This is a genomic window from Paracoccus broussonetiae, from assembly GCF_031854425.1.
Taxonomy (GTDB): Bacteria; Pseudomonadota; Alphaproteobacteria; order Rhodobacterales; family Rhodobacteraceae; genus Paracoccus; species Paracoccus broussonetiae.
On sequence record NZ_JAVRQI010000012.1, the window covers coordinates 98313 to 119232 of the forward strand.

The window sequence follows — 20920 nt, forward strand, 5'->3', positions numbered from 1 at the left end:
AAGCGAATCCAATGTGTTTCGAGGCATTCCTACAGTAACGCGGCAAGTGCGGAAAAAATGCGGAAACATGCTCGGAGGGGCCGCAATACCGGCATCCGTCCAGCGATCTCGCGCCGGTTAATCCTGTCAGATCATCATCTTAGGAAAGTTGGCTGGGGCGGTAGGATTCGAACCTACGGTACACGGTACCAAAAACCGTTGCCTTACCACTTGGCCACGCCCCAACTCTGTGGAGGGGTATCTATCCAAGGCGGCGGGGGGGTGCAAGAGCCTTTTTCGAAATTTCTTGTGGGCAAGTTTGAGGACGTTTAATCGCCCCATCATGGAACATGTCGACACCCTTATCCTTGGCGCTGGCGCAGCCGGACTTTTCTGTGCCGGATCGATTCTGGAACTGGCGAAGAGCCCCGAAAAGCCGCGTGTGCTGGTCATCGATCACGCGCGCGCGCCGGGCGAGAAGATCAGGATCTCGGGCGGTGGGCGGTGCAATTTTACCAACCTTGCGACCGGGCGGGACCGGTTCCTTTCCCAAAATCCGCGGTTCTGCGCCTCGGCACTTGCCGGATATCCGGCGTCGGAATTCGTCGCGATGGTCGATCGGCACGGAATCGCGTGGCACGAGAAGACTCTGGGTCAGCTTTTCTGTGACGATTCTGCGCGCCAGATCATCGACATGCTGCTGAACCGGATGCGGGGCGCCCAATTGTGGCTGGAGACTGCGATCAACGCTGTCGAGCCGCGCGAAGGTGGCTATCTGGTCGCGACCAGTCGCGGTCCCGTCCAGGCCCGCAACGTCGTCGTGGCAACGGGGGGGAAGTCCATTCCAAAGATGGGCGCGACCGGATTCGGCTATGACCTGGCGCGCCAGTTCGGTTTGCGCCTGATCGAACCGCGCGCGGCGCTGGTCCCGCTGACCTTTGCCGAGCAGGACCTCGACCTGTGCCGTCCCTTGGCGGGCGTCTCGGTTGAAGCCGAGGTCAGCCATGGCGAGGGACGCTCGGCGACCCGGTTCCGTGACGGGCTGCTTTTCACGCATCGGGGCCTTTCCGGGCCGGCTATCCTGCAGATCTCAAGCTTCTGGAAGCCGGGCGACGACATACTGGTTGATCTTGCCCCAGGGCGAAACACGGCCGAAGAGCTGAAGACACAGCGCGGTCAGGGCGGGCGTATTGCGGTTGGGACCGCATTGGCCCGGATCCTGCCCGCAAGGCTGGCCGATGCGATCACGACAGAATTGCGTCTTGATGGTGCGAGATTGGCAGACCAGCCCAATCCGAGGATCGAAAGCCTGTCCCAGCGTGTTCACCGCTGGCGCCTGCGGCCGGTCGGCTCCGAGGGGTGGCGCACGGCAGAAGTCACATTGGGCGGGGTCGATTGCCGCGATCTGGACGCGCGGGACATGCAGGCCCGCAGCCAGCCGGGGCTGTATTTCATCGGTGAGGTCGTGGACGTTACCGGCTGGCTTGGCGGATACAATTTCCAATGGGCCTGGGCATCGGCCCATGCCGCGGCCAAGGGGATCGTCTCGGCCGCGGTATCGAGTGCTGCTGCGGACTGACGCCTCAGCCCATCACCGGATCGGATTTGGCCAGCGCATCGAACCGCATCAGGGATTCGATCAGCGCGGGCATCCGGTCCAGATGGATCATGTTCGGACCGTCCGAGGGCGCGTGGTCGGGGTCCTGGTGCGTCTCGATAAAGACGCCCGCGACCCCCAGCGAGACTGCGGCACGTGCCATCACGGGTGCGAATTCGCGCTGTCCGCCGGATGATCCGCCCTGTCCGCCCGGCTGCTGGACGGAATGGGTGGCGTCCATGATGACCGGCCAGCCCGTCCGCGCCATGATCGGAAGGCTGCGCATGTCGGCCACAAGGGTGTTGTAGCCAAAGCTTGCGCCGCGCTCGGTCAGCATGATCCGGTCATTGCCGGTCGAGGCAACCTTGTCCGCGACGTTCGGCATGTCCCAGGGGGCTAGGAACTGCCCCTTCTTGATGTTCACAGCCGCCCCGCTTTCGCCCGCGGCCAGCAGAAGGTCGGTCTGGCGGCACAGGAAGGCCGGGATCTGGACCACATCCACGACCGCCCCGGCCGCACGGGCCTGAGGGATGTCGTGGATGTCGGTCAGCACCGGGCAACCGATGCGATTGCGGACCTCTTCCAGCATCCGCAGTCCTTCCTCCATCCCGACACCGCGCCTGCCGGACAGCGAGGTACGGTTTGCCTTGTCGTAGCTGGCCTTGAAGACAAAGCCGGCACCGGCCTTGGCAGCTGCCTTTGCGATCGTCTCCGCGATCATCAGCGCGTGGTCCAGCGTTTCAAGCTGGCAGGGACCGGCGATCAGCCCAAGGGGCAGATCGTTCCCGAAAGTGACATTGCGGATTTTGACATGGTTCATGTGGACACCTGTTCACGCAGGATCGATGCAGTGAGGGACAGCATCAGGTAGATGCCGGAGAAAATCAGAAAGGCCACGATCGTGTTCTGGAAGGCCTTGGGATAGGTCGCCTCATCCGGGGCGACGGGGGCCACGGACAGCGAAAGATAACGGACCTGCTTGTTCGCCTCGATCCGTGCGGTTTCCATCTGCGCGGCGGCCGCGGCCAGAAGCTGCTGGCGCGTCACGAGATCGGATTCCGCGATCCGGATCTGCCCCGAGATCGTCGCCAGAGAGCCGCGGGTGTTGTTGCCCTCGGTCAGCTGGCTGCGGGTTTCGGTCAGCATCTGTTCAAGCCGCTCGATATCGCCCTGCACACCGTTGACGCGGCTGCGATTGGGACGTGCGTTGGCCTGAAGCTGCCCCAGTTCCAGTTTCTTCTGGGCAAGCTGACGCTCAAGCTCGGTGACGTGACCCATGATGACGCTGCCTTCGGCCACGGGGTCAAGGACGCCAAGACGCTCTTGCAGTTGCTGCACCTGGGTCTGCGCTTCCTTTACCTTGGCTTCCGCGGTGGCATAGCTTTCTATCGCTCCCTTCATCTGGTCTTCCCGCAGGCGGGCGGTCATCTGGTCGACCTGGCCTTCGGCGTATTTGATGAGTGCGACCGAGAAGTCCTGGCTGAGTTTCGGATCGGGCGCGACCACCTCCATGTTGATGACGCCTTCGGTCGGGTCGTAGCCGATTTTCACCGAGTTCTTGTACAGCTTGTAGGTCTGTTCATAGCTGGCATCCTGCGCAAGCCGCAGCAACGGATCGATCGACGTGCTCTGGAACGCCTGGCGGAAGCCCTGCTCCCTATCGAGACGCATCATTGCGTCGCGCGATGTCAGATAGCTTTGCACCGAAACAGAATCCGTGTTGGTCGCAAGCTGCGTTCCGCTGAACAGGCTGCCAAGGCTGCCCGCATTGCTTTGGTCGGCTTGCTGAATCTGAAATTGCGAATTGGTGGCGTAAAGCGGCGTGGCGAAGTTGAAGTAATAGATACCCGCGCAAATCGTCGGGATCAGCACGAAGGCGAAAAGCCGGGCCGCCAGCATGGTCAGCTTGCGCCGCCTGCGACGGGCGATGTCCTTCTGGATGCGCATGATCTCGGCGGCGCGCTTGTCTTCGGTCAGCGCTTCACGCGAGGGCAGTTTGGGACCGCCGCCGCCGGGGGGAAGGGGTACGATCTCGGTCCCGCGGCGTTTCAGCGCGCCGGGTTTCTGCGCGGGAACCGGCATGCCCGCCTTTCCCTGCGGTTGCGCCTGCGGCTGGCCGGACAGGATCTGTCCCACGGCCGCGCGGTGGAATGGGTCGATGCCCCGTTCGCGCAGGACCACCACGGCTTCCTGATCGGACGCCACGTCGATTTCATGCATGGCAGCGATGCGGCGCGCCATGCGCAATTGCCGCGCGGTCAAATTCTCGGCCTGGACGGCGGCGATGCGATCCTCGATCCCCGAAGCAGGGGCTGCCTCGGCCCGGGGACTCGCGCCGGGGAAACGCATGTCGCCAAAGCCGTCGTCTTCCTCATCCGGTGCAAAAAGACGCGAGGGATCAGCGGCAACCTGCTGCTTTGCGTCCTCGCGACTCCGGACCTCGACCTGCACCTTGCGGGCGGTCTCGACCGATCCGGAACCACGGGTGACCGCCAGAATGGATTCCTCGCGGCTGACGCGATAAACGCGCGCCTTAGGCGGTGTAGTCATAATATTGCTTTGCCTCTTCGAGGGTTTCAAACTGATAAAGCTTCCCGTCGCGCAGAACCGCGGCTGAGCTGCAGAATTTCTCGATGGTCCGGGCCTGGTGCGACACGACAACGACGGTCGACGACTTCAGCCGGTCAAATAGGACCGAGCCCGCCTTGCGGTTGAATTCCACATCCGTCGTGGCGGGCATCCCTTCGTCGATCAGGTAAATGTCAAACTCCAATGCCAGCATCAGCGAAAAGGTGAAGCGCGACTTCATGCCCGAACTGTAGGTCCCGACCGGCATGTCGAAATATTCCTTGATATCTGTCAGCCAGCGGCAGAACGCCTCGACATAGTCGGGATCCAGCCCATAGATGCGGGCGATGTAGCGGGCATTTTCATTCGCGCTGAGCGAACTGGTGACGCCACCCATGAAACCCAGCGGGAACGAGACACGGCAGGTCGTGCGGATCGTGCCCTCATCGGGCTTTTCCAGCCCGCACATCATGTTGATCAGGGTGGTCTTGCCCGTTCCGTTCGGGGCAAGGATGCCCACGGACCTGCCAAGCTCGACCCGGAAAGACGCCTGATCGAGGATCACCTTGCGCTGCTTGCCGGTCCAGAACGATTTGGAGACATTGTCGAATTCGATCATCTGGTGTCCAGAATGCCAGTCTGCGACGTTGCGGGCCGCAGGGTAGGGCGTTTGCATCATTGATCGTGCCGGCGACCGTGCGGCCGCAGCAACAAGCGGGACAATAGGCGCGCGTGATGCGGCTGTCCACAGTCTGGGGCAAGTCGCTGGCCCCTTCGTGATCGCCAAGGCCCTTCCAACATCACTTTCACGGCATATTTTCCGGGGCATGACACTGATTAACCAGATCCGGAATTGTCGGCTTTGCGCGCCCCGCTTTGCTGCGACCGCGACGCGGCACGCGCCCCGCCCGGTGGTGTGGTTCCGGCCGGGTGCCCCGATCCTGATTGCGGGGCAGGCGCCGGGGATGCGGGTTCATCTTGCGGGCAGGCCGTTCGCCGACCGTTCCGGGGATCGGCTGCGGGACTGGACCGGTATCGATGAAGACATCTTCTATGACCGTTCGCGGGTGGCGGTCGTCCCGATGGCGTTTTGCTTTCCCGGATATGACGCCAGGGGCGCGGATCTGCCGCCACCGCCGATTTGTTCGGCCACATGGCACGAACGGGTCATGGAACAGCTTTCCCCAGGGCTTCTGATTCTGGTCGGGGGCCATGCGCAGCGCTGGCACCTTGGCTCCGCCGCAAAGGGCGGGGTGACCGAAACGGTGCGGCGTTGGCGGGACCATGCTCCGGTGATCTTTCCCTTGCCTCATCCGTCGTGGCGAAATACCGGCTGGCTGAAACGCAATCCCTGGTTCGAGGCCGAGCTGCTGCCAGAGCTGCGCCACGCCGTGGACCAAATCCTGAGAGAGACCGATGACACCTCTGGACCTGCTTTGCCCGATCCCCTTCCATGAGGCCGATCCGGCCCGGCGCGCGCGCATCCTGTCGCGGCTGGCCGATACCGAGCTTTTCGCGGCCTTGATCGAGGAGCCCGCGGATGACCGCGCCGAGCTTCGGATATTTCCGCTTGAGGATGGTCCCGCGGCGCTGGCCTGCGATGCAGAAGACCGTCTGGCGGATTTCATCGGCGGACCCGTCGCCTATGTTGCATTGCCGGGGCGCGTCCTCGCGGCAGCGCTGGTGACGGAAAATCGCGGTCTTCTGGTCAATCCCGGACAGCCGTCGCAAATGCTGCTGGATGCGGATGCACTGGCCTGGCTGGGTCGGGCATTGCTGGCTGAACCAAGCCTGGCCCCGGACGAGGCGCCGCGTCGCATCCAGCCGCCGCGCACTGCCGTCGTCCAGGCGCTGGCCGAGCCGATCTCGCTTCGGCTGGGGGATATGGTCGGGCTGGTTGAGTCCGCGGCGCTTGTTCAAGCGGAGTGGGCGGATGGCCGCGGCAATCACACCCTGATTCTGAAGGGTGTTGATGATTCGCGCCGTCCCGCCGTTGCCAAGGCCTTTGCCGAGTTGTTCGCCTTTCTACCCGAGGTCGACGGTGGGATTGATCTGGCATTTTCGGATGTCGAGCATTCGCGGGACGCATTGATTCTGGTTCCCCCGGCTCCCGAGGAACCGCAGCCCGCGCCCAAGCGCGATCCGAACGCCCCGCCCAGGCTTCGCTGAGTCGGGCCATCCTGAAACGCAAAAACCCGCCCCAAAGGGCGGGTCTTAGCGTGATCGCACAAACGTGTCCGTTTGTGATCAGGCGCCCCAGTGCCGCAGCGGACCACAGTCCATGTGCACGAAATTAGAGCGCGAGTATTTGCCGACGCCACCTGCCTGGCAGGCAGAAGCAGCCTTGTACATCTGCGAGACCGAACGCGATTTCAGGCGCAGGTCAGCAGCCTTGCCCACCATGTGCAGCGAGTTGCGCGCCACCCCCGACGACCGCGAACGGAGCATCGCATTGGTCTGGGGCGAGCGATAGCCCGACAGCATCATGTAGGGTTCGTTGGTCTGCAGCAGCCGGTGCGAGGCTGCGGCAATATCGACGGTGCGCGGGTCGATCCCGATCACCTGGCCCGTGCGCCAATCGCGCATGAACACGTTGATTTCATTCAAGGCGTCGCGGATGTACTTTCCATCGACCCAGTAGACCGTGTCGATGCTTTCCCCGGTGCGTCCCGAATACATGCGGACGCGACGAACATCGCCGGCGCCCCTCATGAGACCGAAGGCATTGGCCATAACCGGCGCTGCTGCCACCGTCGTCGTCGCGAACACACCAAGGATGCCGCGACGCGAGATAGTTTCAAACGTCATGTCAGATCGCCTGTCCTGCTTCGTTTGTTTTACCGGGCTTTCCCGGCTATCCCGATCTAGTCGGAACTGATTAACAATATGTCACCAGCCCGCGAGCCGAGGGAAGCATTTGATTCCGCAGCCAGCGGACATCCGCCATTTTCGGCAAGATTCCGCCTACGTCAAAGTTAAATCGGAACCCGTTCCGTAACTTATCTGACAGGCGTGTTCCCGCCGCATCAGCCCGAGACAAATCGGCCACAGGCGCTGGACCCCATCCTCGGCCGGTGGCAGGAGAACAGGAAGGAAACTGGGGATAAGTTCAAGGCCATGGCCTCGCGGTTGATTCGTTCTAAGGTTGCAATCGTCCTTCTGGCGTTCGCCGGGGCGATGCAGACAGCGCCGGTTCTGGCGCAAGGGCTTGAAGCGGCTGCGATTGCCGCGCTGCCTGCACCCCGGCTGGTCTTTTCGGACGATGAAATGGCGCTTGCGGATGCGGTCTCGGGGAATCCGGGACTGGCCGATTTCTATGGCTCGAACAGCCTGAAGCCGATCTTCCAGGGAGAGGCTGGAGCCATTCGCCGCCACGCCCTGATCGCCGCGGTGGGACAGGCGGGCGCGCATGGTCTGCCCGCGCAACGGTACAACCCCGCCGCGCTGGCCGAGATCGACGCGAAGGGCGGTCAGGGACTTGAGGGGGAACTTGCCTTTGCCCGCGCCTTTGCCCGCTGGACGCATGACATGACCGGCGGGTTGCTGGAGCCGACCAAAGTCGACCCGGCGATCTAGCGCAGCGTCAAGCGGCCCCCGACCGGTGAGTTGATGCGGCAGTTCACGGCCAGCGCCGATCCTGCCGCCTATCTGGCGAGCCTCGCGCCCCAGAACCGCCCCTATCTTGCGCTTCAGGCCGCGCTGGCGCGCATGTCAAAGCTTGCGGCTCCACCCGGCACGCCCCGCGTCCCCGAAGCGATGCTGCGTCCGGGCGAGGTCGACCCCACGGTGCCCTTGCTGCGCAACCGGCTGGCCGCGATCGGGTTCGCCGCGGCGCCCGAAGGGGCACAGGAGCAGTTCGATGCGCCCTTGGCCAGCGCCGTTGCAGCCTTCCAGACCGAGGCGGGGCTGCCCGCGGACGGCATTGCCGGGCCGCGCACGATTGCCCGCCTCAACCGCGGCGTCGGTCCCGAGGCGACGGCCATTCTGGTCGCGCTGGAACGGATGCGCTGGATGCAGGATCAGGATTTGTCCATCCGCCATGTCTGGGTGAACCTGCCCACATTCAACGCGGCGATCGTCGAAAATGGCGAGCCAGTCTTTTCGACGCGGGTCGTGATCGGTAAAGCGGATGATACGCTGGAGACCCCGGAATTCACAGAGGACATGAAGTATGTCGTGGTGAACCCGCGCTGGAACGTGCCGCGTTCGATCACGATCAAGGAGTACCTGCCGCGGCTCAAGGCGAACAGGAATGCGGTCAGCCATCTGGACGTGGTTGACCGTGCAGGGAACGTGATCCCGCGCGACCGCATCGATTTCAGCCGCTATACGGCCGCCAACTTTCCCTATCGGATGCGTCAGAAGCCCAGCGATGACAATGCCTTGGGTATCGTGAAGTTCATGTTCCCCAATCCCTGGAACATCTATCTGCACGACACCCCGACCAAGCACCTGTTCAACCAGTCGAGCCGCGCCTATTCGCATGGCTGCATTCGTGTCGCCCGACCGGTCGAACTGGCGCATGAGTTGCTGAAGGGCGAATTCTCGAACCCCGAGGCGACCTTCTCGAAGGCGCTGAACTCGGGCCGCGAATCCTATTTGACGCTGAACGGGCACCTGCCGGTTCATCTGGTCTATTTCACCGCGTTCCCGGATGAGAACGGCGATATCCGCCGTTATCCCGACATCTATGGCCGCGATGCCGAGGTTCAGGCGGCGCTTGCGAAGGTGGGACTCGACAGCAGTCTGGATTCTGGAGCGCGCTCCAACTAGATCATCCCCAGGAAAAGGGGAGCGCTATGACTTTGACCATCGCCGAACTGGCCCGGGCGCTGGACGCCCGGCTTTGGGGAGACGGCACCCTTGTCGTGCGGGGGGCAGCCGAGGCGGGAGAGGCCGAGGAGGGCCAGATCTCGCTGGCGACCAACCCGAAATTCGCCGAACGGCTCAAACCCGGTGGCATGGCCATGCTGGCAGAGGACATGGATCCCGAGGCGCTTGGGCTGAAGGCCGCGATCCTCGTCGGGCGTCCGCGCCTTGCCATGGCCGGCTTGACCCGGACCTTCGACCGCGGGCCGGAACTGGCGCCGGGGATCCACCCCAGCGCCATCATTGATCCCAGCGCCGAAATCGGCGAGGGCGCGGCGATCGGTCCCTATGTTGTGATCGGCGCCCGTGTCAGCATCGGGCCCAATGCACGCATCTCGTCCCATGTCAGCATCGGCCGGGACACGGTCATCGGGCGGGACGCGACGCTGCACCCGGGCGCGCGGGTCGCGCATGAGGTCATCATCGGCGACCGCGTGATCCTGCACCCCGGTTCTTCGGTCGGCGCTGACGGCTTTTCGTTCGTCACCCCCGAGAAATCCGGGGTCGAAGAGATCCGCCACACGCTGGGCGAACGGCACGAAATCCGCGAACAGCACTGGACGCGCATCCATTCTTTGGGCTGGGTCGAACTGGGCGACGATGTCGAGCTTGGGGCGAATGCCACCATCGACCGCGGCACGATTCGCGCCACGCGTATCGGACGCGGCACCAAGATCGACAACCTCGTGCAGGTGGGCCACAACTGCATCGTGGGCGAGGATTGCATGCTGTGCGGCCAAGTCGGGGTCGCAGGCTCGGCCCGGATCGGGAACCGCGTCGTTCTGGGTGGACAGGTCGGCGTGTCCGACAACATCTTCGTCGGCGATGACGTCATTGCAGGCGGCTCGACCAAGATCTTCACCAATGCCCCGGCGGGACGCGTGCTGCTGGGCAGCCCGGCCGTGAAGATGGAAACCCAGGTCGAGGCGCAAAAGAACATCCGTCGGCTGCCGCGGCTTTACGCGCAGGTGGCAGAGCTTCGCGAAACTGTTAAGAAACTGATGGAAAAGCGATCTGACGACGGCACCGCGCAGGAAAGTCGCACAGAAGACAAGGGCTGAATGGAGGCCGAGATGACTGAAGTCCGTGACCGTATCATCCAGATCATCGCCGATCAGGCCATGCTGGACCCTGCCGAACTGAAGCCCGAGATGTCGCCGCAGGATATCGGGATCGACAGCATGGGACTGGTAGAGTCGATTTTCGCGCTTGAAGAAGAATTCGACATCTCGGTTCCGTTCAACGCCAACGAGCCCGAGAAATCCGACTTCGACATCTCCACCCTTGGCTCGATCATCGCGGCGGTGGAAAAGCTGATCGCTGAAAAGGCATGAACGCCAAGAAAAGCAAGGGCGAAAAGCCCGCGAAATCAGATGGCAAGACGGTGAAGGTCAAGGGAAAGGTGAAGTCCGCCACCACCCGCGCCCGCGCCATGCTGGGTCGCGTCATCATGGGGCGCCACGCCAACGGGTTGCGCCGCGTCGCGATCACCGGCATGGGCACGGTTAACGCGCTGGGGCGGGACGTACCCTCGACCTTCGAGGCGATGCGCGAGGGGCGCTGCGGCATCGGGCCGCTTGATTTCCGTGACGTCGATCGCCTTGCCGTCAGGATCGGCGGGCAGGTCCGCGACTGGGAGCCGGAGACTTACTTCAACCGGCAGCAGATCGTCCTTTACGACAAGTTCACGCAATTCACCCTGCTTGCCGCGCGCGAGGCCGTGGGCCAGTCCGGCCTGGTTTTCGACGGAGAGCTTGGGCTGCGCGCCGGCGTCGTGCTTGGCACTGCCGCGGGTGGCATGAACACTTGGGACGAGAATTACCGCACGGTTTATGAGGAAGGGAAGAACCGCGTTCATCCCTTTGTCGTTCCGAAGCTGATGAACAATGCCGCGGCCTCGCATCTCAGTATGGAGTACGGGCTGATGGGGCCCAGCTTCACGGTCGCCACGGCTTGCGCCAGTTCGAACCACGCTATGGGCATGGCTTTCAACATGGTGCGCTCGGGTGCGGCCACCGTCATGCTGACCGGTGGCTCCGAGGCAATGCTGTGCTTTGGCGGCGTCAAGGCCTGGGAAGGGCTGCGCGTCATGTCCAAGGACGCCTGCCGCCCGTTCTCGGCGACCCGCAACGGGATGGTGCAGGGCGAGGGCGCGGGTGTCTTTGTCTTTGAGGATTGGGAACATGCGGTGGCCCGCGGTGCCGATATCCTTGCCGAGGTCGTTGGCTTCTCGATGTCGGCGGATGCGCAAGACATCGTCATGCCCTCGGCCATCGGGGCAGAGCGTACCATAACCGGCGCGATGCTTGACGCGCATATGCGACCCGAGGAATTCGGCTATATCAACGCCCACGGCACCGGCACGGCCGCGAATGACAAGACCGAATGCGCCGCCGTCGCCCATGCTTTCGGGCACCATGCCGACAGGCTGATGATCTCGTCGACCAAATCCATGCACGGGCATCTGATCGGGGGCACCGGCGCGGTCGAGCTTCTGGCCTGCATCATGGCGCTGCGGGACGGTATCATCGCACCCACGATCGGCTATGAAGAGCCGGACCCGGAATGCGCGCTGGACGTGGTGCCGAACGAAGCGCGTGAGGCGAAGGTCGGCGCGGTCCTGTCGAACGCCTTCGCCTTTGGTGGCCTGAATGCGGTGATCGCGCTGCGCAAGGCGTGAAGCCCTCCTGATGGGTTGCACCCCGGACCGCTTCGTCTAGGATCTGCCCGATTTTGGGCAAGGGTGCGTGATGTCTGACCAATCCGTCCTGCGGGACTCGGCGCTGCGGCGGGAATTCTGGCTGGGACTGGGCTGGATGGGTCTCAGCATGAGTTCGTTCATCGGCATGTCCGTCGGCTCGCGAGAGCTGGCGGCGACGTTGTCGATCCGGCAGGTCCTGTTCTTCCGCGCTCTGGTCGGACTTTTCGTCATTGCGCTGTTCCTGCCGCGGCTTTGGCCCGAACTCAGCCAGATGCGCCAGATGCGTCTGCATCTGACGCGCAATGTGGTCCATTTCACGGCGCAGTATTTCTGGACGATCGGTGTCGTCCTGCTGCCCTTGGCCTCGGTCTTCGCGCTGGAATTCACCATGCCGATCTGGGTCGCCTTCTTCGCCTGGGCTTTGCTGGGTGAGAAGCTGACACGGGCGAGGCTGCTCGCGAACATTGGCGGCTTCATCGGTGTCCTGGTGATCGTCCGGCCGGGGTTCGGCATTGTCGATCCTGCCGCGGGTTTGGTCCTGCTGGCGGCGATGGGCTACGGACTGTCTCTCGTTCTGGTCAAACGACTGACGCGAACGAATTCGCCCGGAGTCATCGTCGCCTGGATGATCCTGATCCAATTACCGCTGGGATTGGCCGCGGCGCTGACAGACTGGCGGCCGGTGGCCTGGACGGACCTGCCCTGGATGGTGGTCGCCGGGGCAGGGGCCCTCAGCGCGCATTTCTGCATGGCGCAGGCGCTGAGGCGACTGGATGCCTCGATCGTCATGCCCGTTGACTTCCTCCGCGTACCTCTGGCGGCGATCGTGGGCTACCTGCTCTATGCAGAGATGATCGATCTTTGGGTTTTCATGGGTGCGGCCATCATCCTGCTTTCGAACCTTCATGCCGTCCGGGCCGAGCGCAGGCGCGCGCCCGCCTAGGGCGGCAGGGCTTTTCTCCCTGACCACAATCGCCTATCTGCAGGGGGCAAGCGAAGGAAGGCACCCATGGCCAAGATTACCTATATCGAGCATAACGGCACCCCCCACGAGATCGACGTGAAACCCGGCATGACGGTGATGGAGGGTGCGCGCGACAATGGCGTTCCCGGCATTGATGCGGATTGCGGCGGCGCATGTGCCTGTTCGACCTGCCACGTCTATGTCGCTCAGGAATGGGTCGACCGCCTTCCGGCCAAGGACCCGATGGAAGAGGATATGCTGGATTTCGCCTTTGAACCGGATCCCGTCCGCTCGCGCCTGACCTGCCAGATCAAGGTGACCGAGGAATTGGACGGCCTGGTCGTCAACCTGCCCGAACGGCAGATCTGATCCGCGTAAAATAGCTTAGCTGCGGACAAGGTCAGCAGGACTTCTGACCTTGTTTGCAGGGGGCGCGTTTGCCGCCATGACCATGTCAAGGAAGTGGTTAAACATGTCCGTTGCGATCCGCTGCGTCGGCCGGGGATCGTCCTTGATCCAGGGGTCCGAGGCACGCGATACGAAGACGGTGTTCGCACCTTTGATCAGGCAGTGCAGCAGAATCAGGATTGCGTCGATGTCGCTGTCCGGGCGCAAAAGTCCCAAATCGCGCATTTCGACAAGCTTGCGGTGGAAAAGATCCCGCATAGATGTCGTATAACGATGCAGTGTGCTGTCGGGCGCCATCGGGCGGTTCAGACCTTCGACGATCAGCCCGAAAAGCGCCGGGTTTCCGATGGCCCATTCCGTATAGCTGTGCCCAAGCGAGCGAAGCTGCGCATCCGGTTTCTCGATCCCGGAATCAAGGACACCGTGCCGCAACTCGTCATTCAGCAGCACCACACCTTGATAGATCAGCCCTTCGCGCAGATCGTCGATCGAGTTGAAGATGTTAAGAACCTCGGCTTCGTCGATCTCCGCCATCTCGGCCAGTTCTGCAAGCGAGTCGGGCAGGGTGCCCTGCACGCCCAGTTTGTGCTGTGCTGCCAATATCAACTTTTGGTAAATGTTGCCCCGGGATGGCATCGGATACCCCTGAAAACGCAACATTAATGCTAACACAGTTCCGTTCTGACGGAACTGTGTTTTTCTGATGCCTAGGACGTTTGGTCGTCAGGCTTCGGCGCGCGACTGGCGCTTGCGTTCGTGCGGATCAAGGTAGCGCTTGCGCAGGCGGATGTTCTTGGGCGTCACTTCGACCAGCTCGTCATCGTCGATATAGGCGATGGCCTCTTCCAGCGACATCCGGACCGGCGGGGTCAGGCGAACCGCCTCGTCCGTACCCGAGGCGCGGACGTTGGTCAGCTTCTTGCCCTTGAGCGGGTTCACCTCAAGGTCATTGTCCCGCGAATGCTCGCCGATGACCATGCCCTGATACAGCTGCTCCTGCGCGCCGATGAACATCTTGCCGCGTTCTTCCAGGTTCCACAGCGCATAGGCCACCGAAACGCCGTCCTCCATCGAGATCAGCACACCCTGGCGCCGACCCTGGATCGGGCCCTTGTAGGGGGCCCAGGAATGGAAGATGCGGTTCAGAACGCCGTTACCGCGGGTGTCGGTCATGAACTCGCCCTGATAGCCGATCAGCCCGCGCGAGGGGACGTGAGCGACGATCCGGGTTTTGCCGTGGCCGGCGGGCTTCATCTCGACCAAGTCGCCCTTGCGGGTGCCGGTCAGCTTGTCGATGACCGCGCCGGTATATTCGTCATCCACGTCGATGATGGCTTCTTCGATCGGCTCGTGGCGAACGCCATCGATGTCCTGATAGATCACGCGCGGGCGCGAGATCGACAGTTCGAACCCTTCGCGGCGCATGTTTTCGATCAGCACGCCCATCTGCAGTTCGCCGCGGCCCGAAACGATGAATGCGTCGCCGCCGGGAGTGTCCTCGACCTTGATCGCGACATTGGTTTCGGCTTCTTTCATCAGGCGCTCGCGGATGACGCGCGACTGAACCTTGTTGCCATCACGGCCAGCCAGAGGGCTGTCGTTGATGCCGAAGGTGACGCTGATGGTCGGCGGGTCGATCGGCTGCGCGGGCAGGGCGGCCTCGACTTCAAGCGCAGCCAGCGTGTCGGCCACGGTGGCTTTCGACATGCCGGCGATGCTGACGATGTCACCCGCGACGGCCTCGTCGATCGGCGTCTGCGTCAGGCCGCGGAAAGCCAGCACCTTGCTGATGCGGAACTGTTCGATCCGCTCGCCGTCGCGCGACAGCGCCTTGATGGTGTCGCCGGCCTTGGCGCGGCCAGCCTCGACACGGCCGGTCAGGATGCGGCCGATGAACGGGTCCGAACCCAGCGTGGTGGCCAGCATCTGGAAGGGTTCGTCCTGACGGGCAACCTGTTTCGGCGCCTCGACATGGCGCAGGACCAGATCGAACAGCGCCGACATGTCCTTGCGGTCGCCCTCCAGCGTCTCATCGGCCCAGCCGCCAATTCCCGAGGCGTAAAGATGCGGGAAATCAAGCTGTTCGTCAGTCGCGCCAAGGTTCGCGAACAGATCGAAAACCTGGTCAAGAGCCTGGTCAGGCTCGGCGGCGGGCTTGTCGACCTTGTTCAGCACTACGATCGGCTTCAGACCCAGGGCCAGCGCCTTCGATGTCACGAACTTGGTCTGGGGCATCGGGCCTTCGGCCGCATCGACCAGCAGGCAGACGCCATCGACCATGGACAGGATCCGCTCGACCTCGCCACCGAAATCGGCGTGGCCGGGGGTGTCGACGATGTTGATGCGGGTGCCTTTCCATTCGACCGAGGTCGCCTTGGCAAGGATCGTGATGCCGCGCTCGCGTTCGATATCGTTGCTGTCCATCGCGCGTTCGGCGACGGCCTGATTCTCGCGGAACGACCCAGACTGCTTCAGCAGCTGGTCGACAAGGGTTGTCTTGCCGTGGTCAACGTGGGCGATGATCGCAATATTGCGGATGTCCATGAGTGCTGGCCTTTGAATGAGTTGCGGCCCCCCTAGCGCAAGGGGGGCCGAAACACCAGTCTCAATCTGGATCCGGGGGCGTATCAGCGCCCCGACGCGGCGATCGAGTCGATCAGGGGGCGCACGCCCGACAGGTCATAGCCCGCCTGTGCCGCAGTTTCGAGCAGCTCTGCCGTGGGTTGATGCCCGGCGCGGGTCAGTGCCCAAAGTACGGTCGAGCGGTTGCCCGAGCGGCAATAGGCGATCTTGCGGCCGGGCAGGGCCAGTGCCTCGGCCTGGGCATCGACCATGTCGGGGGTCACCTGGCCGGGAACAAAGGGGATCTCGCGATATTCCATCCCGGCAGCCTCGGCCGCGGCCTTCATCGCCAGGCTGTCTTCGTCGGGACCGACCTCGGCATCGGGCCGGTTGTTGATCAGGACGCGAAAACCCTCGGCCGCCAGTGCTGCAAGTTCCTCGGGGCGGATCTGAGGCGAGACCGAAAGTTCGGGGGTAAGTTGGCGCAGGTCCATGATGGGCTCCTTAGGTTCGGCCTTGGCAATCGGATGGAAGACGGATCGCCACCTTTGGCCCGTCTGTCAAGCGCCTCCCACATCCGGGATCAGGTAACCGGGACGTTCTCCTCGACCAGCAACGGCAGTTGCGCGAAATCGTCGAAACGACCAGTGTGCTGCATGTCCTCGATCCCGGACTTGCGATATCCCAGCGTAAACAGAAGGAACGGCACCCCTGCATTCGCAGCGCATTCGGCGTCGAACTCGCTATCCCCGACATAGACGCCGCGGGGGCGGTCGGGACTGGCCCCAAGGCCGCGGAAGGCTGCCCAAAGCGGTGCGGGATCGGGCTTCTTCTGAGGCAGGGAATCGCCGCAGACGATCGCGCCGAATAGTCGCGTCAGTCCGAAATGGTCCAGAATTGCCATGGTAGGACCGGTCGGCTTGTTCGTGCAAAGACCCAGCGGGTAACCCCGATCGGCCAAAACCCCCAGGCTTTCCGCGACATTCGGATAAAGCCGGGTCAGCGCCGTCGCCTCGTGATAGCGGACCATGAACGACGCGACCAGATCGCGATGGGCCTCGACCGGCAGATCCGTAGCGGCGATAACGCGTCGCCACAGCAGGTCGACGCCGCCGCCGATGAAGCTGCGCACCTGATCCAAGGTCAACGGCGCCGTGTGCTGGGCACGCAACACGGCGTTCACGGCGGCGTGGATATCGGGGGCGCTGTCGATCAGGGTGCCGTCAAGATCGAAGACGACCGGACAGGGCGCAAGGCAGGTATTCATCAGCTTCTCCATTTGATCGAGCAGCCCATCGAGGCGATCTGCTCTTGCGGGCCGTGCCCGGTTTCAGCGATCTGGGCCATCGCCTCGTAAAGCTCGCGCCGGGCCAGCGGATCACCAGCATTCCGGCCCGAACTGTCCAGCCGCCCGCGATACTGCAGTTCCAGCGCGGCGTTGTAGCCAAAGAAGTCCGGCGTGCATTGCGCGTCATAGGCGCGGGCAACCTGTTGGCTTTCGTCGTAGAGATAGGGAAAGGTGAAGCCGTGCTTTCGCGCCAGTTCTTTCATCTGCTCGGGACCGTCCTGTGGATAAGTCTCGACGTCATTGGCGGAAATCGCGACGACCCCGATGCCCAGTTCCCGCAAGCCGGCTGCGTCGCGCTGGATGCGGTCGATGATTGCTTGCACATAGGGACAGTGGTTGCAGATGAACATCACGAGCGTCCCGCGCGGTCCAGCGACATCCTGCAGGCTGAATACCTTTCCATCCGGGTCCGACAAAGCGAAGTCCGGCGCCCGAAGGCCAAAATCGCAGACAGGTGTGCTGACCGCCATGTGACAACCTTTGTTGGCTTCCCGAATTCTTCCGTAACACGCAAAACCCGCCGATGCCGACAGGTTCGATACACATTTTCGGCCAAAGTATGAAAGCGGAGGGCGATTTTTACGCGGTTTCAGATCGTTGCAGCACTATTAATATAACATAATACCAATTATTCAGCATTCACGTTACCCCCTCGCGCAGCTCGATGATTGGGAAAAATCAATCCTGCTTCCATCCCGTTTCCGACACCTGAGTAACCTCGACACCTTATCAAGTCGCAAAATGAGCGCCGTCGTGCTCGCCAAGTAAATTTTCGCTGCAAGCGCATCCTGTGGGATCAACGCGGAATATATTGCAATTAAGGCGGAATTCCCGAAGCCATCAGCCTGGCGCATAGCTGCAATGACCTTTATCTGCCTCCACATGCTGCGATGCGGCATCTATGTTGGTAGCGCAAACATAAGGATGAACACGATGCATAGCGCAGCTCTTTCCGGTCTTGGCCGCAACCACGTTTCTTCGAAATCCGGCCACTCCCTTACCCGTCGCGTCAAGGCGTTCTTCGTTGCGCGCCGCGAACAGCGCCAAGTGTTTGACCAGCTGAACATGTCGACCGACCGCGAATTGGCCGACATGGGCCTGAGCCGCTTCGACATTTCGCAGATTGCGACTGTTTCCGGCCGTCAAGCGGCAGAAAAATACCTCGCGGGCTGATCGCCCGCAGGCATCTGGCAGGTCGGGCGGAATTATTCCGGCCCCTGCCCGAAAGTCGAACTTTCGCATTTCACCAACTGGCATTAGCGTCGGCGCGTATCGTCACCTTTCAGTCGCCAGGTTTCATCGGTCATGGACAAGGTCAAGGTCGTCATTTGCGTCCCAAACCTTCATGGCGGAGGTGCCGAGCGTGTTGCCCTGCAACTGGCGCGCGGCTTGGACCCGCAGCATTTCGATGCGCGGCTTTATGTCCATGAACGCCAGGGCACCCTGCTGGGCATGATTTCGCCCGAAATGCAGGTGACATTTCAGAACGACAAGCCCTATCGCCGCAACCAACTGCCGCGAAATTTCCTTGGCAGCCTTGATCAGGCCCGTGATGCGGACGTCGTGGTCGGTGCGAACGAAGGTCGTGCTTCGGCGCTGGCGCTGGTCGCCGGGCGATTGCTGGGCAAACCGGTGGCGCTGTGGCTGCACACGGACTGGGCCCGGTTCTCGCAACGTGTCAGTTGGCGGCAGCGGCTGGCGCTTAGGCTATATCGCCATGCCAGTGCCGTCGTCGCCTGCTCGGATGGGGCGGCGCGTTCCTTTGCGGGCATGTTTCCCCAAATTCCCCTTCGAACTATTTCCAATGGCATTCCCGTCGCGCAGGTTCGGCGGCTGGCCGAAGAACCCCTGCCACCCGAAGATCAGGCACTGTTCACCGATCCGGTCGTTGTCACCGTCGGTCGGCTGGATCACCCCAAGGCCCATGATCTGCTGATCGCGGCCCATGCGCAGCTTCGCGAGGGCGGCCATTGGCACCGGCTGGTGATCCTGGGCGAAGGTCCCTTGCGCGGCGCGCTGGAGGATCAGGCGCGCGAGCTTGGCGTTGCCGACAGCGTTCATTTCCTGGGCTTCCAAAGCAATCCCTATCGCTACATGCGCCATGCCACGGTCTTCGCGCTGTCCTCGCGCTACGAAGGCTTTGGCCTTGTCCTGGCCGAGGCGCTGGCTTGCGGCCTGCCGGTCGTCTCGGCCGATTGTCCCTCGGGTCCGCGCGAAGTGCTGGACGGCGGCCGCTTCGGCATGCTGGTGCCACCCGAGAACGCAGCGGAACTGGCGGCCGGGATCGGCGCGCTTCTGGCTGATCCCGAAAGACGCAAGGAACTGGTCCGCATTTCTGGGGAACGCGCGCAAGACTATGATATTTCCACCATGGTCGATGGCTGGAGCAGGCTGCTGCAAGTGCTTGCCCGGCCCCCTGCCCGCTGATCCCACGATCCGCATTGCCGTGCTCTGGCCGATCTTGCGGCGCGCCGACGCTTCACCTACATCTTCATCAACTACCGAAAGGACCTGCTATGGCAATGGAAGCCCAGGACATCGAAGCGCTGATCCGTGCAGCCTTCCCCCAGGCCAGGATCACGATCACGGATCTGGCCGGCGACGGAAACCATTATTCGGCCGAGGTGATCGACGAAAGCTTCCGTGGGCTGAACCGGGTCCAGCAGCAGCGCGCCGTCTACGCCGCGCTTCAGGGCCGGATGGACGGCCCGCAAGGAGAGCTTCACGCCCTGGCCCTGACGACCAAGGCCCCCGAATAAGGTTTGTCAGCGCCCTTGGCCGCGTGGCCCGGCGCCCATGATACGGAAGGAAGTGCCAGATGACGGATGCACGTCAGAAAATTCAGGAAACCATTGATGGCACGGATGTCGTGCTGTTCATGAAAGGCTCCAAGGAAATGCCGCAATGCGGGTTTTCCAGCCGCGTTGCAGGCGTCCTGAACTATATGAATGTCGACTATCGCGATGTCGACGTGCTGAAGGACGCGGATATCCGGCAGGGGATCAAGGACTTTTCCGACTGGCCGACCATTCCGCAGCTTTACGTCAAGGGCGAATTCGTCGGCGGTTGCGACATCGTGACCGAGATGACCCTTTCAGGAGAGCTGGACCAGCTGTTCGACAAGGCGGGCGTTTCCTATGACAAGGATGCCGCCAACAAGATCCGCGAAGCGAACGCCTGATCCTTCGCATCCAGGCGATCGAAAAAAGCCCCGCGGTTTGCGGGGCTTTTGCTTTCTTGGTGATCGGCAGGTAGGTCGGAATGGGCTTAATCAGGATCCTCGTCGCGATGTCGCCAATCCTGAAACCTGCCGGCTAACGTCACGCCCACCGCCAGCGCTCCCAACAGCGGGGCAATGGTTCCGGCCCTTGATCCGGGACGATCCGACGACCCGTTCATCGCACCGAAACCCATCCTGCGGGCCGTGGTTTCGCCCGCGCGGCGGGCCGCGCCGTAAAGCCTTGCTTCGGCCTGATCGGCGGCGCGGTTCGCCCGGTATCCCAGGTCGTCAGTGACCGAGTGAACCTTTTGTTCGGCAAGATCCAACACCGCCGTCGCCTTGGCGGAAGCGCGGTCCAGCGCTTCATCCGCAGCGGTCGAAGCCCTTTCAAGCGCGGTATTGGCCAGCAGGTTAAGCTGCTGCTCGACCTCGCTTTTCAACTCGTCGGTGGTTGGCACCGGATGGCGTTCGACCCGCGCGATCAGCAGGACCAGAATACCCACCGCGAACAGGACGCCGCCGATCGCGATGGATGCGGCCATGGATCCCCAGCCCAGGTGGTGGGCCAGATAGGTCCACAAGGCGGCAAGCAGGAATCCCCCGCCAAGGATCAGAAGAACCCCTGCCCCCGCCACTAGCCCCGTCCGACGAACCTTGTCCGACAGGGCCAGTTGCATATTCCTGGTATAGGCGAACATCCGGGA

The 20920-nt window shown here is 62.6% G+C and carries 24 protein-coding genes and 1 tRNA gene; 14 read left to right on the forward strand and 11 right to left on the reverse strand.

Annotated features, from left to right (window positions below):
• Positions 1-149 precede the first annotated feature (149 nt).
• Positions 150-224: transfer RNA gene (locus RM190_RS15855), tRNA-Gln, on the reverse strand.
• Between the two features lie 98 nt (positions 225-322).
• Between RM190_RS15855 and RM190_RS15860 the strand changes: the two genes are divergently transcribed.
• Positions 323-1558, forward strand: coding sequence for a BaiN/RdsA family NAD(P)/FAD-dependent oxidoreductase (locus tag RM190_RS15860; protein ID WP_311760438.1), 1236 nt, complete (start codon positions 323-325; stop codon positions 1556-1558).
• A gap of 4 nt (positions 1559-1562) precedes the next feature.
• On the opposite strand, the gene kdsA is transcribed toward RM190_RS15860, so the two are convergent.
• From kdsA to RM190_RS15875, 3 genes are read right to left on the reverse strand one after another with little or no spacing between them, the layout of a single operon-like run.
• Positions 1563-2396: a 3-deoxy-8-phosphooctulonate synthase gene (gene kdsA / locus RM190_RS15865; protein ID WP_311760439.1), complete on the reverse strand. Its 834-nt coding sequence runs from the start codon at positions 2394-2396 to the stop codon at positions 1563-1565.
• Positions 2393-4126: a capsule biosynthesis protein gene (locus tag RM190_RS15870; protein WP_311760440.1), complete on the reverse strand. Its 1734-nt coding sequence runs from the start codon at positions 4124-4126 to the stop codon at positions 2393-2395. The genes kdsA and RM190_RS15870 overlap by 4 nt, the downstream gene beginning before the upstream one ends.
• Positions 4110-4763, reverse strand: coding sequence for an ABC transporter ATP-binding protein (locus tag RM190_RS15875; protein WP_311760441.1), 654 nt, complete (start codon positions 4761-4763; stop codon positions 4110-4112). The genes RM190_RS15870 and RM190_RS15875 overlap by 17 nt, the downstream gene beginning before the upstream one ends.
• 208 nt (positions 4764-4971) lie before the next feature.
• Between RM190_RS15875 and RM190_RS15880 the strand changes: the two genes are divergently transcribed.
• Positions 4972-5601 (forward strand): uracil-DNA glycosylase family protein, encoded by a 630-nt coding sequence (locus tag RM190_RS15880; RefSeq protein ID WP_311760442.1) that lies wholly within the window; start codon positions 4972-4974, stop codon positions 5599-5601.
• A complete protein-coding gene (locus RM190_RS15885) occupies positions 5561-6313 on the forward strand; it encodes an SseB family protein (protein ID WP_311760443.1) in 753 nt (250 codons plus the stop codon). The genes RM190_RS15880 and RM190_RS15885 overlap by 41 nt, the downstream gene beginning before the upstream one ends.
• Before the next feature lie 78 nt (positions 6314-6391).
• Here the strand turns inward: RM190_RS15885 and RM190_RS15890 are convergent, their stop codons facing one another.
• Positions 6392-6952 carry a YcbK family protein gene (locus RM190_RS15890; RefSeq protein WP_311760444.1) on the reverse strand — a complete coding sequence of 187 codons (561 nt, stop codon included), beginning with the start codon at positions 6950-6952 and terminating at the stop codon, positions 6392-6394.
• A 369-nt stretch (positions 6953-7321) separates the two neighbouring features.
• Between RM190_RS15890 and RM190_RS15895 the strand changes: the two genes are divergently transcribed.
• From RM190_RS15895 to RM190_RS15925, 7 genes are all read left to right on the forward strand, one after another.
• Positions 7322-7720 (forward strand): hypothetical protein, encoded by a 399-nt coding sequence (locus RM190_RS15895; protein ID WP_311760445.1) that lies wholly within the window; start codon positions 7322-7324, stop codon positions 7718-7720.
• Positions 7721-7753: 33 nt separating this feature from the next.
• The gene (locus RM190_RS15900) at positions 7754-8917 is read left to right on the forward strand and encodes a L,D-transpeptidase family protein (RefSeq protein ID WP_311760446.1); all 1164 of its coding nucleotides are present in this window, start codon (positions 7754-7756) and stop codon (positions 8915-8917) included.
• A gap of 26 nt (positions 8918-8943) precedes the next feature.
• Positions 8944-10074 carry a UDP-3-O-(3-hydroxymyristoyl)glucosamine N-acyltransferase gene (lpxD, locus tag RM190_RS15905; protein WP_311760447.1) on the forward strand — a complete coding sequence of 377 codons (1131 nt, stop codon included), beginning with the start codon at positions 8944-8946 and terminating at the stop codon, positions 10072-10074.
• A 12-nt stretch (positions 10075-10086) separates the two neighbouring features.
• Positions 10087-10347, forward strand: a complete 261-nt coding sequence (locus RM190_RS15910; protein WP_311760448.1) for an acyl carrier protein — start codon at positions 10087-10089, stop codon at positions 10345-10347.
• A 137-nt stretch (positions 10348-10484) separates the two neighbouring features.
• Positions 10485-11693: a beta-ketoacyl-[acyl-carrier-protein] synthase family protein gene (locus RM190_RS15915; protein WP_311760517.1), complete on the forward strand. Its 1209-nt coding sequence runs from the start codon at positions 10485-10487 to the stop codon at positions 11691-11693.
• A 70-nt stretch (positions 11694-11763) separates the two neighbouring features.
• Positions 11764-12657, forward strand: coding sequence for a DMT family transporter (locus RM190_RS15920; protein WP_311760449.1), 894 nt, complete (start codon positions 11764-11766; stop codon positions 12655-12657).
• A gap of 66 nt (positions 12658-12723) precedes the next feature.
• On the forward strand, positions 12724-13047 hold the full coding sequence (locus RM190_RS15925) for a 2Fe-2S iron-sulfur cluster-binding protein (RefSeq protein WP_311760450.1): 324 nt from the start codon (positions 12724-12726) through the stop codon (positions 13045-13047).
• A gap of 15 nt (positions 13048-13062) precedes the next feature.
• Here RM190_RS15925 and RM190_RS15930 read toward each other — a convergent pair whose 3' ends face one another.
• From RM190_RS15930 to RM190_RS15950, 5 genes are all read right to left on the reverse strand, one after another.
• A complete protein-coding gene (locus tag RM190_RS15930) occupies positions 13063-13686 on the reverse strand; it encodes a TetR/AcrR family transcriptional regulator (RefSeq protein WP_311760451.1) in 624 nt (207 codons plus the stop codon).
• 123 nt (positions 13687-13809) lie between these two features.
• Positions 13810-15630: a translational GTPase TypA gene (gene typA, locus RM190_RS15935; RefSeq protein ID WP_311760452.1), complete on the reverse strand. Its 1821-nt coding sequence runs from the start codon at positions 15628-15630 to the stop codon at positions 13810-13812.
• Positions 15631-15713: 83 nt separating this feature from the next.
• Positions 15714-16142, reverse strand: coding sequence for a TIGR01244 family sulfur transferase (locus tag RM190_RS15940; RefSeq protein WP_311760453.1), 429 nt, complete (start codon positions 16140-16142; stop codon positions 15714-15716).
• A gap of 89 nt (positions 16143-16231) precedes the next feature.
• Positions 16232-16915, reverse strand: a complete 684-nt coding sequence (gph, locus tag RM190_RS15945; protein WP_311760454.1) for a phosphoglycolate phosphatase — start codon at positions 16913-16915, stop codon at positions 16232-16234.
• Positions 16915-17466 carry a thioredoxin family protein gene (locus RM190_RS15950; protein ID WP_311760455.1) on the reverse strand — a complete coding sequence of 184 codons (552 nt, stop codon included), beginning with the start codon at positions 17464-17466 and terminating at the stop codon, positions 16915-16917. The genes gph and RM190_RS15950 overlap by 1 nt, the downstream gene beginning before the upstream one ends.
• 391 nt (positions 17467-17857) lie before the next feature.
• Between RM190_RS15950 and RM190_RS15955 the strand changes: the two genes are divergently transcribed.
• From RM190_RS15955 to grxD, 4 genes are all read left to right on the forward strand, one after another.
• Complete coding sequence (locus tag RM190_RS15955) at positions 17858-18169, forward strand: DUF1127 domain-containing protein (RefSeq protein WP_311760456.1); 312 nt, start codon at positions 17858-17860, stop codon at positions 18167-18169.
• A gap of 132 nt (positions 18170-18301) precedes the next feature.
• The gene (locus RM190_RS15960) at positions 18302-19423 is read left to right on the forward strand and encodes a glycosyltransferase (RefSeq protein WP_311760457.1); all 1122 of its coding nucleotides are present in this window, start codon (positions 18302-18304) and stop codon (positions 19421-19423) included.
• Between the two features lie 89 nt (positions 19424-19512).
• Complete coding sequence (locus RM190_RS15965; protein WP_311760458.1) at positions 19513-19755, forward strand: BolA/IbaG family iron-sulfur metabolism protein; 243 nt, start codon at positions 19513-19515, stop codon at positions 19753-19755.
• Positions 19756-19814: 59 nt separating this feature from the next.
• Positions 19815-20177, forward strand: a complete 363-nt coding sequence (gene grxD, locus RM190_RS15970; RefSeq protein WP_311760459.1) for a Grx4 family monothiol glutaredoxin — start codon at positions 19815-19817, stop codon at positions 20175-20177.
• An 86-nt stretch (positions 20178-20263) separates the two neighbouring features.
• On the opposite strand, the gene RM190_RS15975 is transcribed toward grxD, so the two are convergent.
• Positions 20264-20914: a phage holin family protein gene (locus RM190_RS15975; protein WP_311760460.1), complete on the reverse strand. Its 651-nt coding sequence runs from the start codon at positions 20912-20914 to the stop codon at positions 20264-20266.
• Positions 20915-20920 lie beyond the last annotated feature (6 nt).

Bases quoted from the DNA above. Each gene is read 5' to 3' on its own strand.
- RM190_RS15885 (WP_311760443.1), top strand. From the start codon at position 5,561: ATGACACCTCTGGACCTGCTTTGCCCGATCCCCTTCCATGAGGCCGAT.
- RM190_RS15960 (WP_311760457.1), top strand. From the start codon at position 18,302: ATGGACAAGGTCAAGGTCGTCATTTGCGTCCCAAACCTTCATGGCGGA.
- RM190_RS15875 (WP_311760441.1), bottom strand. From the start codon at position 4,763: ATGATCGAATTCGACAATGTCTCCAAATCGTTCTGGACCGGCAAGCAG.
- RM190_RS15965 (WP_311760458.1), top strand. From the start codon at position 19,513: ATGGCAATGGAAGCCCAGGACATCGAAGCGCTGATCCGTGCAGCCTTC.
- RM190_RS15860 (WP_311760438.1), top strand. From the start codon at position 323: ATGGAACATGTCGACACCCTTATCCTTGGCGCTGGCGCAGCCGGACTT.
- RM190_RS15975 (WP_311760460.1), bottom strand. From the start codon at position 20,914: ATGTTCGCCTATACCAGGAATATGCAACTGGCCCTGTCGGACAAGGTT.
- typA (WP_311760452.1), bottom strand. From the start codon at position 15,630: ATGGACATCCGCAATATTGCGATCATCGCCCACGTTGACCACGGCAAG.
- RM190_RS15890 (WP_311760444.1), bottom strand. From the start codon at position 6,952: ATGACGTTTGAAACTATCTCGCGTCGCGGCATCCTTGGTGTGTTCGCG.
- RM190_RS15940 (WP_311760453.1), bottom strand. From the start codon at position 16,142: ATGGACCTGCGCCAACTTACCCCCGAACTTTCGGTCTCGCCTCAGATC.
- RM190_RS15900 (WP_311760446.1), top strand. From the start codon at position 7,754: ATGCGGCAGTTCACGGCCAGCGCCGATCCTGCCGCCTATCTGGCGAGC.
- RM190_RS15870 (WP_311760440.1), bottom strand. From the start codon at position 4,126: ATGACTACACCGCCTAAGGCGCGCGTTTATCGCGTCAGCCGCGAGGAA.
- RM190_RS15925 (WP_311760450.1), top strand. From the start codon at position 12,724: ATGGCCAAGATTACCTATATCGAGCATAACGGCACCCCCCACGAGATC.
- gph (WP_311760454.1), bottom strand. From the start codon at position 16,915: ATGAATACCTGCCTTGCGCCCTGTCCGGTCGTCTTCGATCTTGACGGC.
- RM190_RS15910 (WP_311760448.1), top strand. From the start codon at position 10,087: ATGACTGAAGTCCGTGACCGTATCATCCAGATCATCGCCGATCAGGCC.
- RM190_RS15955 (WP_311760456.1), top strand. From the start codon at position 17,858: ATGACCTTTATCTGCCTCCACATGCTGCGATGCGGCATCTATGTTGGT.
- RM190_RS15880 (WP_311760442.1), top strand. From the start codon at position 4,972: ATGACACTGATTAACCAGATCCGGAATTGTCGGCTTTGCGCGCCCCGC.
- grxD (WP_311760459.1), top strand. From the start codon at position 19,815: ATGACGGATGCACGTCAGAAAATTCAGGAAACCATTGATGGCACGGAT.
- lpxD (WP_311760447.1), top strand. From the start codon at position 8,944: ATGACTTTGACCATCGCCGAACTGGCCCGGGCGCTGGACGCCCGGCTT.
- kdsA (WP_311760439.1), bottom strand. From the start codon at position 2,396: ATGAACCATGTCAAAATCCGCAATGTCACTTTCGGGAACGATCTGCCC.
- RM190_RS15950 (WP_311760455.1), bottom strand. From the start codon at position 17,466: ATGGCGGTCAGCACACCTGTCTGCGATTTTGGCCTTCGGGCGCCGGAC.
- RM190_RS15920 (WP_311760449.1), top strand. From the start codon at position 11,764: ATGTCTGACCAATCCGTCCTGCGGGACTCGGCGCTGCGGCGGGAATTC.
- RM190_RS15895 (WP_311760445.1), top strand. From the start codon at position 7,322: ATGCAGACAGCGCCGGTTCTGGCGCAAGGGCTTGAAGCGGCTGCGATT.